Below are 14,582 nucleotides of genomic sequence, written 5' to 3'. Positions count from 1 at the left end.
ATTGATTTTTAAGGGGCAAACAAGAACGCGGTCATGGTTGATGCGACTGGTGGAGTTGGATTGCTTGCCGTTTTTGATTAGTCAGGAGTGTGAGGCCTGTGGTGGATGGAGATCGATCGAGCCGATATCGATCGTGCTGGTGGTCAGTTCTGGGATGTTTGGCCACAGTCATGGGTTGGGGATGGGTTGAATCATCGGTTTTGGCACAACCATCGGTGAAGTTACCGTCGGTGACTGGGGCGGCCCGTTGGCAACCCGCACCGCCACCGATCGATCAAATGCTGAAAGCACCGGCCACGCCGATCGTGATGGTTTCCCCTAACCGGCGCTACACGATCGAGCTGTTACCGGTGGGGATGGCGGCCCTTGTTGATCTGGCTGCTCCGGCTTTACCCTTGGCCGGTTTGCGCATTAATCCCCAAACGAACGGCCCCTCGCTGGGGACTTACTATCGCGGCATAACAATTACTGAGCTAAGTACAAGACAACGACAGGCGGTATCCTTACCGGCTAACAGTCGCCTCAGTAATCTGCGCTGGTCACGGGACGGCCGATCGCTGGCCCTAACTCAAACAACCGATCGCGGACTGGAATTGTGGGTCATTGATTTGGAAACGGCTAGCCCCCGAATGTTGACGGGGCCAATTTTGAATGGGGCTTATGGGTCGCCCTGCGATTGGTTGCCGGGGACAGAGGGCTTGGTTTGTAAGGTCATTCCCACCGATCGGGGTGCGCCTCCACCCATGCCCGTGCCGCCCGAGGGGCCGATCATTGAGGATCACGACGGACAACGATCGCCCAATCGCACCTACACCAATCTGCTCAACAGCCCCCACGATGAGGCCCTCCTGAGGCATTACCTAAGCGCCACGATCGAGCAGATTGATCTACAGGGTCGTCGCTCCTTACTGCTCCCCCCGGATTTGTACGACCACGTTACACCCTCGCCCAACGGTCAACATCTGCTGGTCGAAACGGTGGAAACGCCTTTTTCCTATAAGGTACCGATTGATCGTTTTCCCCGTCGCATTGCCTTGCATCACCTCAATCAAGGGCGAAACCAAGGGCGATCGCAGATCTTGACCCGCTTGCCCTTGGCGGATAACTTACCGCTCGGTTTTGATGCTGTGCGACCGGGTAAACGGTTATTTGGGTGGCGAACCGATCGCCCCGCCACGCTCTATTGGGTTGAAGCCCTGGACGGGGGCAATCCAGGACAGGCCGCAACCGATCGGGATGCTCTCTACGTCCAGGAAGCCACTGCCTTGGATCAGCCACCTCAGCGGCTTTGGCAATCCTCATTTCGGTTTCGCTATGCCTGGTGGGGCAATGGCAACCTGGCCCTGATTGAGGAATTTTGGTTCGATGAACGGCGGGTGCGGTTGTGGCAAGTGGCTCCCGATCGCCCCGGCGCGGCCCCCGTGCTGCGGGGCGATCGCAACTATCAGGATCGATACCGTGACCCCGGCGACCCTTTGATGGCTCAAGGTCCCTATGGTCTTGAGGTGTTGCGGTTGGCGACCGATCAACAATCCCTTTACCTCGTGGGTCAAGGGGCCTCGCCTCAGGGCATCCATCCGTTTTTAGACCGCTGGAACTTGGTGACCAATCAAACGGAGCGGCTGTGGCAGGCCACTGATCCTTACTATGAATATCCGATCGACCTGCTCAGTCAGGGGCAACTGCTCACCCAACGGCAATCCCAGCGCGAGGCTCCCAATTACTTTTTGCGGGACTTAGCCAGTTCCGAAAGCCCAGCCCAGCCCTTGACCCAATTTGCCGATCCCATCCCCGCCTTGGCTGACATTCAGCAAGAGATTGTCTACTACCAGCGGGCTGATGGTGTTCCCCTCTCCGCCACGCTCTATCTGCCTCCCGGTTACGAACGCGATCGGGATGGGCCCTTGCCCATGGTGTTTTGGGTTTATCCCGAAGAATATGCCGATCGAAACACCGCCGGGCAGGTCACCACCTCCGCCAACTTCTTCAGTCGCCCTGAAGCCGATTCACCCCTGTTTCTGTTGGCCTTGGGCTATGGGGTGTTGCTCGATCCTAGCCTCCCGATCGTGGGTGAAAACGGCGCAGAACCCAATGACACCTACATTGAGCAACTGATCGCGGGAGCCGAAGCGGCGGTGAACTATGTGGTTGATCGCGGCATTGCCGATCCCAAGCGATTGTTAGTGGGGGGCCATTCCTACGGAGCCTTCACCGTGGCTAACCTGCTGGCTCATACCAATCTCTTCAGGGCCGGGATTGCCCGTAGCGGAGCCTATAACCGTACCCTCACCCCCTTTGGGTTTCAGGGCGAACAACGCACCTACTGGCAAGCCCAAGAAACCTATACCCGTCTATCTCCCTTCACCTTTGCCGATCGCATTAATGAACCCCTGCTCCTGATTCATGGTCAGCGGGATTCTAATCCTGGTACTTATCCCATTCAAAGTGAACGGATGTATGATGCCATGCGCGGATTAGGGGGAACAGCGCGGCTGGTGCTGCTGCCCTACGAAGACCACGCCTACGAGTCCCAGGAAGCGATCGGTCATGTGTTGTGGGAGATGGCCCGTTGGTGTGATTTGTATATTGGCACTTCCACGGTGCAGCGGCTGCGAATGGATTTTCAGCAAGCCCATGCCCATCCCTAGAGCTGTGAGTTTGTCCCGACTGGGCTGGGCAATCCTGACTCGGCAGTTCTGAATCCTTCTCAACCAGCTAGCTGAACCCCAAGGCTAGAGCACTTGATGGGTGTAGGCATGTTGCTTCACGTTGTCTTCGGGGCGCACCATGCTGTTGGCGTTCAGAACACGCTTTCGATCGACCGAGTGATTCAAATCCGTGCGCCGTTGCCCGATCGGGATGTGTTGTTGGGCGCTGGGTCGGCTGCGGTAGGTGCGAGCCGCCGCGATCGCCCGTGGTTCAAAATCAGCACACCAATGGGATTCGGGCGGGAACCCTTCCGGCAACTGTCCCGCCGCACTGGCAGCCAAAGCCGCTTCGATCGGCAGGGCGATCGCCCACTGATAAGAGGTGGGAATGCCTTGCAAAATCGTTTCTAGGGCTGCTGAAGGAATCGGCTCAATGAGGCTGACTGACTGCAACTCGCCCTCTTCTTTGAGAAAGCAAGTGGCCAAGCCCAAAACCAAATAATCTTGATTGCTTAAGTCGGTGACGTGGGAGGGAAGGCTCATAGAGCAATCAATCAACTTCATGAGTTTTGGTCAGTAACCCAGCTTAAGGCCACGATCATCGAGATCGAATCGGTCTTGCATTGCCTCAACTCGTTCTCTCATCAACATTTCAGCCCCTAGATTACCCGCGCATTCGGCCTCTTGGCTTTGGATTTACTTTGGATTTGCACTCAATTCGCACTGGATTTGCTGCGAACCAGTCAGCGTGACATCGTTCTAGGCGATCGATTCGATTTGCCAGCACAAGACCGTCCCAGGCGATCGCCCCGAATCCAAACCTTCATCGGCATGATGCAGATTTTGCAATTTATGATTTTGCAATTTATACAGAGGCAAGCAACAGAGGCAGATATTACCCAATGGCTTCTACACTCTAAATCAGCCCAAAGTTAGACTTCATAAGTCATTGAGCGACTTTTTTCCTCAGACTTCCTTGGGGTCATGTTAAGTTATTTGCCAACCGGCGGGCCGCATTCTCTCCTCCTGCACCGACGGGCCAGCAACGAGGAAAAGCTGTGAGTCAATCAGATTCGGGATTTACAGATTTACCACCAGCCCCTAGCCAGGGTGGTGAGGGATCGACAGCGACTCCGGCTGATCCATTGCCAACGCTGCCGCCAACGGTTGCCACACCACAACGGGCAGCCTTTTCTTGGCCCCGGTGGTTGCGTTTACCCTCCCGATCGACCCGCCACCCCTCCGATGGCCGTCCCCGCTCCTTTGGTAAATATTGGGGAATCCTGATTGGGATCAGTTTTTTAGGTGGCAGCACTGCCCTTGGCTGGGCCGGCTGGCGTTCCGTCAAAGCCTTTGAAGATACTCTGCCTTCTGCCCAAGATGTCTTCACGTTTTCCCGAGATGGCACGGTCACGATCATTGCTGCCGATGGCACGATTTTGCAGCAACAGGGGCCCGCAACCCGGGAAAAAACGCCCCTGAAGCGAATTCCCAAAAAGCTGCTCCAGGCGTTTATGGCCGCTGAAGATCGGCGGTTTTATGAGCATGACGGGGTTGATGCGATCGGGATTTTGCGCGCTTCCTGGACCAACCTGCTCGCGGGAGAGGTGGTGGAAGGTGGCAGCACCATCACCCAACAGCTAGCACGGATTGTTTTCCTGAACCAAGAGCGCAGCGCCACCCGCAAACTGCGGGAAGCGCTGTTGGCGGCCAAGATGGAGCGATCGCTCACCAAAGACCAAATCGCCGAAAGCTACCTAAATTTGGTCTATCTTGGCTCCGGAGCCTATGGGGTTTCCGATGCGGCTTGGGTTTACTTTGGCAAAAGCCTCGATCGCCTCACCCTGGCGGAAATGGCAACCCTGGCCTGTTTGGCTCCCGCCCCGAGCTATTTTTCGCCCCTGGTTAACCCGGAAATTACCAAAGAGCGCCGGAACATTGTGCTCGATCGAATGGTGGTGGCCGGCTTCCTGAGCGCGGCTGAAGCGGACGCAGCTCAAAGCGAGCCAATTACCCTTAACCAAAAAATTCCGCGCCGCCTGATTGTCACGGCCCCGCACTTCACGTCCTATATCCTGCAAGAGCTGCCCAAACACCTGCCTTCGGAAGTGATTGAGCGCGGCGGTCTGACCGTTGAAACCACCCTCCGCCCCGACTGGCAAACAGTCGCCACCCGCGCGGTGCAAGAGGCTGTCCAAAAACGCGGTCGATATCAACGATTTTCCCAAGGGGCTTTGGTGGCGATCGATCCGCGCACCGGGGAAATTCGAGCCATGGTGGGCAGCGGAGACACCAATTTCACCGCCAGCCAATTCAACCGCGTCACCCAAGCCAAACGGCAGCCCGGCTCCACCTTCAAAACCTTCGTCTACAGTGCCGCCATTCAAGCGGGGATGTCTCCCTATGCGGGTTATGCGGACGAACCCTATCGCATTGGGGGATACGAACCCAAAAACTTTAGCGGTAAGTTCTCCGGTTGGCAGTCGGCCACTGCGGCTCTGACCAAATCCGTGAACATCATCGCCCTGAAGGTGATGCTGGATGTGGGTCGGGAAAACGTGATTGACCTGGCCCGCAAGATGGGCATTCAGTCAGAATTAAAGCCCACCTACTCCCTGGCCCTAGGGGCTTCGGAGGTGAATTTGCTGGAACTGACGGCGGCCTATGGCACATTGGCCGCTAAGGGTAAACATTTCCCCACCTACGGCATTCGGCGGATTCGCGATCGCCGAGGTCAGGTGATCTATGAAAACAAAACGACCCCCGTCGTAGCCTTGAACACCAACGATTCGGCGATCATCAACTGGATGTTGCAGCAGGTGGTGAATGACGGAACTGGGGCCCCCGCAGCCTTGGAAGGCCGCCCGGTGGCGGGTAAAACCGGCACGTCGGATAAGGCGCGGGATCTTTGGTTCATTGGCTTCATTCCGCAATTGGTGACCGGTGTTTGGTTGGGGAATGACAATAACCAACCCACCTATGGAGCCAGTGCGGCGGCGGCGGCCACTTGGAACGACTTCATGAAAGAGGCCGTGAAGGGGTTCAAGGTGGAAACCTTTGACAAGCTGCCGAACCTGTCTGGCCGTCGCTTCCGACCCAAGAAACGGGCCGATCGGGGTTCTCGAGAAGGCCAAGCCGCTTCCGAGGACGATCTGAAGCGTCGTCAACGGGAGGATCGCGAAGAGAATCCCCGGAACGGCAGTTCATCGGAGCGTTCCCCGCAACCCCGGAGCGGTGAATCGCGATCGGGTCGTGGCGAAGAGAGCCGTGGTGAAGGTGAGCGCCGTTCCCCGCGTTCTAGTGCCCCAAGTCCCGCGACGGCCCCAGCCCGCTCCAGAACTTCGGAACCGGCGGCCCCAGTTCGTTCAGCACCCGTTGCCCCACCGCCGCCGCCCGTTGCCCCGCCGCCCCCGGCTGCACCGCCGCCGCCCCCGGTTGCACCCCCACCACCCGTCGCACCCCCCACCACCAGCGACGGCGGTGGTAGCCCTTAGGGTATTGTTGTGTTTGGATAGTGGTTTGTAACTTTTTGTAATCCTTATGGACACCGCCCTGTTGTTTGGCCATTCCTTGCCGACGTTGTTTGGCTCGTTGGTGACCTCCCAGTTGCTGGCACTGCCCGGCGTGAGCCAGGGTTTTCCCTGGGCGTTTGTGGCGGTCTATGTTGTGGGGTTCATTGCGGCGGTGTCGATCGGGTCGATCGCCTGGTATAACTCCAAGCGTCCGGCGGGCTGGGAAGGCAGAGACCGGCCCGACTTTGTGCCCGACCTGAAACCAACGGACAAGGAAGAGACCACCAATTCACAAGATTCGTCTACGGCTGAGTAATCTTCCCGATCGGGGCGGGCTGCTGCCGCGTGGCTGTGCGGATCCGCCCCTGGGGGCCTAGCTAGGCTGTTGCTGAGCTGGGAGCCGGGAATCAGCGGTGTCTTGTCTGTTCTCTAAAAATTCTGTCAGGAATTCTTGTTTCGCAGAATTTTGTATTGCGCAGAATTTGGTTTCGAGACGCATTTTTGATGCATTGAGATGCACTTTTAAAGCAGTTTGATATGGAATCTTCAACGGCAAACCCAGCTTCGATGATCGGCGCAACCATTTGGTTAACGGGGTTGAGTGGCGCGGGCAAAACCACGATCGGGCAGGCCGTGGCCGAGGCCCTCAAAGCCCGGGGGCAGCGCGTGGAAATTCTGGATGGCGACCTGGTGCGGCAACACCTGAGCAAGGGCCTGGGGTTCAGCAAAGAAGACCGCGATGAAAATATCCGGCGGATTGGCTTCGTGGCTCATCTGCTGACTCGGAATGGGGTGTTTGTGGTCGCTTCCGCCATCTCGCCCTATCGCGCCATTCGCCAAGAGGTGCGATCGATGATTGGGCAGTTTGTGGAAGTTTATGTCAACGCCCCCCTGGCGGTTTGCGAATCGCGGGACGTGAAGGGCCTCTATGCCAAGGCGCGGGCGGGCTTGATTCGAGGCTTCACGGGCATTGATGATCCCTACGAAGCGCCGGAGCAACCGGAGGTGGAATGCCGCACCGATCGGGATTCCCTAGAGGATTGCACGGCACAGGTGTTGGCCGCGCTCGATCGTTTGGGTTATTTACCCAGCCAGGACTAGGCCAGCCAGGACTAGGCAGCCAAGATTAAGCCAGCCAGAATTAGGCGCGATACATTACCCCTTCCGAAACCAGCACCGAGCTGCCCCCCACTCGCACCTCGGTGATCTTCCCTTGGGCGATTCGTACCGTCACAGTTAATTCGCTGGGCCGCTGAATCGCCGCCCCCTGGGCAATGGTCCAAGACGGTTCGCCGTCGGGAAACGATCGCCCCTGAACCAAATAGCCCCCCAAGGCCGCTGTCGCCGAGCCGGTGGCGGGATCCTCCGCAATGCCCAAGGCCGGAGCAAACATCCGTACCGTCAGGGGGCGATCGCCCGTTAACCCCGTCACCAAATACAACTGGGGGGCTGCCGTGGATCCAAAGGTCTCTTCCCAGGGGCCGATCTGCAAGCGAGCCCGGTTCAGGGCCGCCAAGTCGCGCAGGGGGATCACCGTGAAGGGCAAGCCACAGGAAGCCGTGGCCGGTTCCCAGCCCGGCACGGTCAAATCCGCCACCGTTAGCCCGATCGCCCGAGCCATGGTCGCGCGATCGCCCTGCCAGGGTTCCACCACCGGCAATTGAGCCACGGTTAACTCACTGGCGATCGGTTGTCCCGCCCGCGATCGCACGGTCACCGGCACGGGCCCCACCCCTTCCTCAAAAATCAAACGAGTGTCATCACCCGTGAGGCTAATTTCGCCAATTTTGGCCAAAACATAGCCTGTGCCCACCGTGGGGTGGCCAGCAAAGGGAATTTCGCCCCCTGGCGTAAAAATGCGCAGCCGTCGAGTACCCTGGGGTGTTTCCGGCGGCAAAACAAACACCGTTTCCGACAGGTTCAGCTCTCGGGCGATCGCCTGCATTCGTTCCTCGCTCAGGCCGCTGGCCTGCGGGAACACCGCCAGGGGATTGCCCCCAAAGGCTTGGGTTGTAAACACGTCGGCCGTGTAAAAGCGATCGCCAATCGGGGAAAGGGTCAAGGTCAAAGTCTCCAGCTTGCCAACACCACCGCCTGAGCCGGTGGAAATTATTGATTTGAAATTATTGATTTGAAATTAACCGTTTGCAATCAAACTTCTGTGATTATGTGATTATTGGTGACTAACCGTCTGCAATCATCCGTTTATTAGTCCGATCGAACTAAAACGTTGCCGCGTGATTTTGCAGCGCCATTGTGCCCAATCAACCCATTGAGCCTACGATCCCTGACTGTCCAAATTGCCCGATCGCTAATCAAGAGCAATGTTGGCCAGAATACCTAGGCTCGATCGCCCTGTCCGTTAGGCTGCTGGGATGTGATGGTTTTGATGGAGTTTGCTTGGCCCATGACTGCCGCATCGCCCACCCCTTCCTTGCCCGATCGACTGCGGGAACTGGCCCGCCTCTTTCTTACCTTGGGTGTGACCGGGTTTGGCGGCCCCCAAGCCCACATGGCGTTGATGAATGAAGCCGTGGTGGTGCAGCGGGGTTGGCTAACGGCGGAAGAATTCACCGAAGGCATTGCCGTTTGCGAAATGTTGCCCGGCCCCGCCTCCACCCAACTCGGCATCTACATCGGCTATTGCCGTGCCGGTTGGCTCGGGGCCCTGTTGGCAGGCCTCTGCTTCATTGCCCCCGCTTGGGTGATGGTGGTGGCCCTTGCTTGGGCTTACTTTCGCTATGGGGCATTACCGGCCGTTTCCGCCCTGTTTTTGGGCATTTCCCCGGCCGTGGTGGCCATTGTCTTGACCTTTTGTTGGAAATTGGGGCGCAAGGTTTTGCTGGGCGGCGATCGCCCTTGGATCCGCTGGGCGATCGCCCTGGGCACTTTTGGGCTGCTGCGGTTCAGCACTGGGGGAATCTTGTGGGCCTTTGTCTTGGCGGGACTAGCCGGGTTGGTGTTTTTTGGGCCGCGCCGCTCCGCCTTAGGGGCGATCGGCCCTTGGGGAATCTTGCTGCCCACCTTTGTTGCCGCCTTGCCGCCGGAATCCCTGACCGTTGCCAGCTTTTGGGGTTGGGAACGCATCCACACCTACGGCCCCGAACTGATCAGCACGTTCTTGCGGGCGGGAACCCTCGTCTTTGGTGGTGGACTGACGATCGTGCCCTTGCTGGAATTGGAAGTGGTGCAGCGGTTGGGCTGGCTGACCCGTCCCGAGTTCTTGCACGGCGTGGCGATTGGGCAGGTCACCCCCGGCCCTGTCCTGCTCACCGTTGCCTTTGTGGGCTACAAAGTGGCCGGTGTTCTCGGGGCCCTAACCGCCACCGTCGCGGTTTTTCTGCCTTCCTTTGGCTTCGTGGGGTTGGCCGCGCCCCTGTTGCGGCGATCGCGCCATAATCCTTGGGTACGCGCCTTCTTGCAAGGGATCACACCCGCCGTGCTCGGGGCCATTTTGGCGGTTACTCTGCCTTTGGTGCAGGCCGCTCTCCAAATCGATCGGGGGGTGGCTTGGCTGTCGGCGGCCACCGGGGCACTCTTGATTTTGGGAATGGTGGGCCTGTTGCGGTGGCGGTTGGCGGCTTGGCAGGTATTGGCCTGCGGGGCAATTGCAGGGGTGTTGTTGGGATTGGTTCCCGGCGCGATCGGCTAAGTCTGCCCCCTGATCCAGTTCGCAGAAACCTGAACGCCAGGCCAAAGACAGCGTATCCTGAGAGCCGATCCCTGCTGCTGCGACCTTTAGGCTCTTGTTCTATGAACCCGCGCTACTCGCTGATTGTGCCCATTTTCAACGAAGAGGAAACGATCGCAGAGTTATATCGGCGCGTGGTGGCCGTGGGTGAGCAATTGGATGGGCCCTTTGAGCTGGTGTTAATTAATGACGGCAGTCGCGATCGATCCCTAGCCATGATCCGCGAGCTGCAAGCCCAAGATTCTCGGGTTTGCTATCTCTCCTTAGCCCGCAATTTTGGTCACCAAATCGCTGTCACGGCCGGCTTGAACTTCTGCCGAGGCCAAGTGGTGGTGATTCTGGATGCGGACTTGCAAGACCCCCCGGAACTGATTTTTGAAATGCTCGAACAATGGCGATCGGGCCATCAAGTGGTCTATGCCCAGCGGGTTTCCCGCCAGAAAGAAACCTGGTTCAAACGGTTCACCGCCTATGGGTTCTACCGCTTGCTCAAGCAACTGGCGGATATTGAAATTCCCACTGATACGGGGGATTTTTGCCTGCTCGATCGCGCCGTGGTGGACTTGCTCAACACCATGCCCGAACGCAATCGCTATATCCGCGGCCTGCGATCGTGGGTGGGCTTTCGACAAACCGCCGTGCAGTTTCACCGCGATCCACGCTTTGCCGGAGAAGTGAAATATACCTTCCGCAAGTCGGCGCGGCTGGCGATCGATGGGTTAGTGTCCTTCTCCAAAGCGCCCCTGCGGCTGTCGGTTTACCTGGGGTTGCTTTCCGCTGCGATCGCCCTGGTCATGGCCGCCATGGTTTTCTACTGGCGCATTTCCCAACCCCAATCCCCCGTCACAGGCTTTGCCGCGATCGCGATCGCCATCTTCTTCCTCGGAGCCGTCCAGCTCGTCAGCATTGGCATTTTGGGGGAATATGTGGGGCGAATTTATGAAGAAGTCAAAGGCCGCCCTCTCTATACCCTGTCAGAAGTCATCGGGTTCGATCGCCCCGCAAAATCCAGTTAAATCCCAGTTCAATCGCCCCTGGGAACCGCACCACCATCCGATCGCCTTGATGACTCAGCTTTTTTCATCAGAGGGCACTTTTACTTTTAAAAATCATCCTTTTCAAGATTATCAATTTCAAAGTTATCAATCAGCACACATTTCCCAAGATAATTCTCAGATACTCTCTAGCGGTTCGACAGGGTAAACACCGTGAAACCTCGCTACTCGATTGTGATTCCAATTTTTAATGAAGCAGCAACAATCTTGGAATTATGGCAACAACTCCGCGCCACCCTTGATCAACTAGCAGATCCCGCTGAAATTATCTTTGTAGATGACGGTAGTGTTGATCACTCTGCCAAAATTGTGCAGGATTTGATCGATCGCGATCCTGAAGTTCGCCTCTTGCAGCTCTCTCGCAACTTTGGTCATCAATGCGCCCTTGCTGCTGGCATTGATCACGCTCAAGGGGATGCGGTGATTTTGATGGATGGTGATTTACAAGATTCGCCCAGCGCCATTTTATCCTTCGTGGAACAGTGGCAAGCGGGCTATGATGTGGTTTATGCCATTCGTCGTAAACGCAAAGAATTCATCCTTAAACGCCTTGCCTTTCGATTGTTTTATCGGCTCTTAAATTATCTGTCTGGGTTAACCTTGCCCCTTGATGCTGGGATTTTCTCGCTCATGGATCGCAAAGTGGCGGCGGCTCTGCGATCCATGCCCGAGCGTAATCGCTACCTCAGCGGTTTGCGGGCCTATGCTGGGTTTCGGCAAACGGGAGTGGTGGTGGAACGGGGGCCCCGCTTCAGTGGCGAACCTCGGGTTACTATCAGCAAATTGTTTAAATTGGCCTTTGATGGCATCTTTTCATTTTCCGTCATTCCCTTACGAATTACGGTTTATGTGGGTCTGCTTTGTGCGCTGATTGCCTTTGCCTTGGGGTTGATTGGTCTCTATTTCAAATTTGTTTTGGGCCATAGCTTTCTAGATTGGGCCTATGGTTTGACCACAACCTTTTTCATGGGAGGAATTCAATTGGTTTTCCTGGGGATCCTAGGAGAATATATTGGTCGAATCTATGACGAAGTGAAGCAGCGGCCCTATTACTTAGTCAGTAATCGGCTGGGATTTCGAGATTCAGCTTAAGTTCCCCAATTCACTTCCCCAGAACCTGCGATGAATCGTGGCTAGGAATCATGGCTAGGAATTGGTCATCAATCAATTCCTAGGTCTCCCACCAATCATGATTTGCCGGTTGCATCTGGGTGCTATTGCGCGATCGAGGGAGAACTAGATTTCGTAGTGCCATGTTCGATCGGGGCACAACACAATTCGATGGAGCGATCGGGTGACTAATCCTTGGCGCTCTAACTGCCCAAAGGCGCGGGTGATGGTGACTCGGGTGGCTCCCAGGAGGTCGGCAAAATCCTGATGGGTCAGCCGCAAGTCAATCTCGCGACCATTTTGGGTGTTGCGGCCGAAATGTTGCCCCAGCCAGTCCAACAATTTCAGAAGCATCATTTCAACGCGCCGATAGCTGCGGATGGCTAGCAGTTCCTCGGTGCGTTGGCTGCGGCGTAACAGGTCTGAAGGGTTGGGGGCCCATTGACCGATCGGCACAGACCGCACCTTCACATCTGTCAGACACTCGGCGTGGTGGTGAGCCACGTTGGAGAGGGGCGCGCCCACCCAGTCGCCGGGCCCCCACAGCCCCAAAGTGACCAAGGATTCGTCATCTAACCAAGCCAAGGTGCGCACCACGCCGGATTCGATTTGCCACAGGCGATCGGGCGCGAGGGGCAAGGGCGATCGCCGCAAAAACAGGCGGGTTCCTTTGGACAGAAGAGGATGATGGAGGGAAGCAACAGCGGTCATGGCTAATCTGACGGCTTAATAAGCCGGTTTTCCGATCGACTAACCGTAGTTTAGCCGATTGGGGCCGAATAGCCATCAATGGTCGTCAACCAATGGCCATCAACTGTTGATTAGCCCTGTTGGCCGGTTGCGATCAAACGCCTCGCTACACTGGAAACAGTCACCGCCCGATCGCTGGGGGACTCTCCCATGACCCTTGCCACAACGCCACCACCAGCCACCATCACCGATCCACCACTGGATCAATGGTTGCCCGCCACCTGGGACGAATTCCTCGCGATCGCCCATGACCCCGCCGCCCCACCCGATCGCCGCAGCTACTATTACAACGGCCGGATGCGCTTTGAGATGACTCCTTTAGGCCATGACCACGCTCGCCAAAACACCAGCCCGCTGTGGGTGGCTGGTCTCTATGCTGCCTTTCGGAATTTGCGGTTGGTCAGCTATCTCAACGTGAGTCTGCGCAAGACAGGCGTTCAAGAGTCGCAGCCGGATCTATCCCTTTATGTGGGCGATCGCTCTGAATGGCCACCCAAGGGCAACGAGCCGATCGACCTCGATCGCTTTGGGCCGCCGGACTTGGTGGTGGAAGTGGGAGCCAGCAGCTTCAACGACGATCTCGGCCCCAAACGCTTGCTCTACGAACAATTGGGCGTGCGGGAATATTGGGTGATCAACGCCAATGAGCGACAGGTGATCGCTTTCGCGATCGCCGATCGGGGCAGCCGGGCGATCGAGGAATCCCAGGTGTTGCCGGGGCTATCGATGGCGATCGTTGCGGAGGCCTTGGAACGCACCGATCTCAACGACGACGCAGACACAATCCGCTGGCTAATGGAACAATTTCGGTCTAGATAGTTAGTGAGGGTTTTGACATCTTTTACAGCGATCTACTACATACGCTTAAGCCTTGTAGACCAGCCTATTCGGCGATTTTTTACACTTTTAAGAACAAAAATCCTAGAAAAAGTGCTCAACTCTTCTTTCTCGGTTGTCAAGACAATTTATTCTGATCCTACAAGGCAAAAAGAAAGAAGCATGATTTTGTTATACGAAGAACAAGAGCTGAAAGTGGAGTGATCGAAAATCCAATACCCTCTCCGACGAGAAAGAGACTCTAATCTTGCTTGACGCTGTAAGAAAAAGTCTGTAGCATGAGACTGAGAAGAAAAGAACAGTCCTCAGTGCCTATGGATAATGACAATCAAGTAGAACCGGTTCCAACTGAAGCAGAGGGGCTGAAAGCTATTCATCAGGTGCCTGATACCCTTCTGAAAGTTCTCAGCTACGTTCCTCCCAAGGGACAAGGGGATGGACTGTTAGTTAAAGATCTGCAGAGTAACCTAGGTATCAACAACTCCACTGCGTCGGTATATCTGCTCCAACTGATGGATCCCAGAAGAGGACGAGTGGATTTCCCTCTTATCGAACGAGTTCAAGGTGAGTACGGGTCATACCGCTACTACCTGATGCCCTACGTGACTGGGGAGATGATCGCGCAAGCTCAACGAGACAGGGCTACTGCTGCGCCAGAAGCTGATCAGTCTATACCAGACATTGTTTATGCCGTTAAACGATTAGTTCTGGAGGTACGAGACCTCAAGATTAGAGATCAAAAAAAGTCAGAGGAAATTAATCAACTCCTCCAACAAGTTGAGAAACTCCAGACTGATCTCTCCAAGACAAATCAGAAGGCCGACGAGCAGAAGCGGCAAATTGACGCTCTACAGAAGAAAGTGAACTCTGGAGGAGACTTGAGGGAAATGATTGATAAAACCCTGTCTTGATCGTTCCCAATAAAGGTTTATAGAGAGAGACCGAGCACCTTACAGCTGACGCTTGGCTCGGTCTTCGC

The 14,582-nt window shown here is 56.2% G+C and carries 12 protein-coding genes; 9 read left to right on the top strand and 3 right to left on the bottom strand.

Going from position 1 to position 14,582, the window contains the following annotated elements:
• Positions 1 to 98 precede the first annotated feature (98 nt).
• Positions 99 to 2,648: a S9 family peptidase gene (locus tag ACZA91_RS07285; RefSeq protein WP_463185685.1), complete on the top strand. Its 2,550-nt coding sequence runs from the start codon at positions 99 to 101 to the stop codon at positions 2,646 to 2,648.
• Between the two features lie 84 nt (positions 2,649 to 2,732).
• Here the strand turns inward: ACZA91_RS07285 and ACZA91_RS07280 are convergent, their stop codons facing one another.
• Positions 2,733 to 3,191 (bottom strand): hypothetical protein, encoded by a 459-nt coding sequence (locus ACZA91_RS07280; RefSeq protein ID WP_199291368.1) that lies wholly within the window; start codon positions 3,189 to 3,191, stop codon positions 2,733 to 2,735.
• Positions 3,192 to 3,706: 515 nt separating this feature from the next.
• On the opposite strand from ACZA91_RS07280, the gene ACZA91_RS07275 reads away from it, so the two are divergent.
• The 3 genes from ACZA91_RS07275 (at position 3,707) to cysC (ending at position 7,261) form a co-directional block, all read left to right on the top strand.
• Positions 3,707 to 6,142: a transglycosylase domain-containing protein gene (locus ACZA91_RS07275; RefSeq protein WP_463185680.1), complete on the top strand. Its 2,436-nt coding sequence runs from the start codon at positions 3,707 to 3,709 to the stop codon at positions 6,140 to 6,142.
• A 46-nt stretch (positions 6,143 to 6,188) separates the two neighbouring features.
• Entirely contained in the window at positions 6,189 to 6,476 is a 288-nt protein-coding gene (psb35, locus tag ACZA91_RS07270) for a photosystem II assembly protein Psb35 (protein WP_234406981.1), read from the top strand.
• A 221-nt stretch (positions 6,477 to 6,697) separates the two neighbouring features.
• Complete coding sequence (gene cysC / locus ACZA91_RS07265; RefSeq protein ID WP_463185675.1) at positions 6,698 to 7,261, top strand: adenylyl-sulfate kinase; 564 nt, start codon at positions 6,698 to 6,700, stop codon at positions 7,259 to 7,261.
• Between the two features lie 40 nt (positions 7,262 to 7,301).
• Here cysC and ACZA91_RS07260 read toward each other — a convergent pair whose 3' ends face one another.
• Positions 7,302 to 8,222: a PhzF family phenazine biosynthesis protein gene (locus ACZA91_RS07260; protein ID WP_463185671.1), complete on the bottom strand. Its 921-nt coding sequence runs from the start codon at positions 8,220 to 8,222 to the stop codon at positions 7,302 to 7,304.
• Positions 8,223 to 8,567: 345 nt separating this feature from the next.
• Here ACZA91_RS07260 and chrA point away from each other — a divergent pair, with 345 nt between their 5' ends.
• The 3 genes from chrA to ACZA91_RS07245 all read left to right on the top strand — a co-directional run bounded on the left by chrA (position 8,568) and on the right by ACZA91_RS07245 (position 11,998).
• Positions 8,568 to 9,812, top strand: a complete 1,245-nt coding sequence (chrA, locus tag ACZA91_RS07255; protein ID WP_190353588.1) for a chromate efflux transporter — start codon at positions 8,568 to 8,570, stop codon at positions 9,810 to 9,812.
• Positions 9,813 to 9,913: 101 nt separating this feature from the next.
• Positions 9,914 to 10,867 (top strand): glycosyltransferase family 2 protein, encoded by a 954-nt coding sequence (locus ACZA91_RS07250; RefSeq protein WP_463185668.1) that lies wholly within the window; start codon positions 9,914 to 9,916, stop codon positions 10,865 to 10,867.
• A gap of 192 nt (positions 10,868 to 11,059) precedes the next feature.
• A complete protein-coding gene (locus ACZA91_RS07245) occupies positions 11,060 to 11,998 on the top strand; it encodes a glycosyltransferase (RefSeq protein ID WP_190353586.1) in 939 nt (312 codons plus the stop codon).
• Positions 11,999 to 12,142: 144 nt separating this feature from the next.
• On the opposite strand, the gene ACZA91_RS07240 is transcribed toward ACZA91_RS07245, so the two are convergent.
• Entirely contained in the window at positions 12,143 to 12,727 is a 585-nt protein-coding gene (locus ACZA91_RS07240) for a Crp/Fnr family transcriptional regulator (RefSeq protein WP_099533885.1), read from the bottom strand.
• Positions 12,728 to 12,916: 189 nt separating this feature from the next.
• On the opposite strand from ACZA91_RS07240, the gene ACZA91_RS07235 reads away from it, so the two are divergent.
• Together ACZA91_RS07235 and ACZA91_RS07230 are read left to right on the top strand one after the other, a co-directional pair.
• Complete coding sequence (locus ACZA91_RS07235; RefSeq protein WP_463185661.1) at positions 12,917 to 13,585, top strand: Uma2 family endonuclease; 669 nt, start codon at positions 12,917 to 12,919, stop codon at positions 13,583 to 13,585.
• Positions 13,586 to 13,917: 332 nt separating this feature from the next.
• On the top strand, positions 13,918 to 14,514 hold the full coding sequence (locus ACZA91_RS07230; protein ID WP_463185658.1) for a hypothetical protein: 597 nt from the start codon (positions 13,918 to 13,920) through the stop codon (positions 14,512 to 14,514).
• Positions 14,515 to 14,582 lie beyond the last annotated feature (68 nt).

The sequence above is a fragment of the Limnothrix sp. CMB-01 genome, assembly GCF_055193175.1.
Note: the sequence above shows the minus strand (reverse complement) of the source record. Positions and strands in the feature narration are given on the sequence as shown.

Excerpts from the sequence above, each read along its gene's own strand:
- psb35 (WP_234406981.1), top strand. The coding sequence starts at position 6,189 with ATGGACACCGCCCTGTTGTTTGGCCATTCCTTGCCGACGTTGTTTGGC.
- ACZA91_RS07230 (WP_463185658.1), top strand. The coding sequence starts at position 13,918 with ATGGATAATGACAATCAAGTAGAACCGGTTCCAACTGAAGCAGAGGGG.
- cysC (WP_463185675.1), top strand. The coding sequence starts at position 6,698 with ATGGAATCTTCAACGGCAAACCCAGCTTCGATGATCGGCGCAACCATT.
- ACZA91_RS07280 (WP_199291368.1), bottom strand. The coding sequence starts at position 3,191 with ATGAGCCTTCCCTCCCACGTCACCGACTTAAGCAATCAAGATTATTTG.
- ACZA91_RS07240 (WP_099533885.1), bottom strand. The coding sequence starts at position 12,727 with ATGACCGCTGTTGCTTCCCTCCATCATCCTCTTCTGTCCAAAGGAACC.
- ACZA91_RS07250 (WP_463185668.1), top strand. The coding sequence starts at position 9,914 with ATGAACCCGCGCTACTCGCTGATTGTGCCCATTTTCAACGAAGAGGAA.
- ACZA91_RS07235 (WP_463185661.1), top strand. The coding sequence starts at position 12,917 with ATGACCCTTGCCACAACGCCACCACCAGCCACCATCACCGATCCACCA.
- chrA (WP_190353588.1), top strand. The coding sequence starts at position 8,568 with ATGACTGCCGCATCGCCCACCCCTTCCTTGCCCGATCGACTGCGGGAA.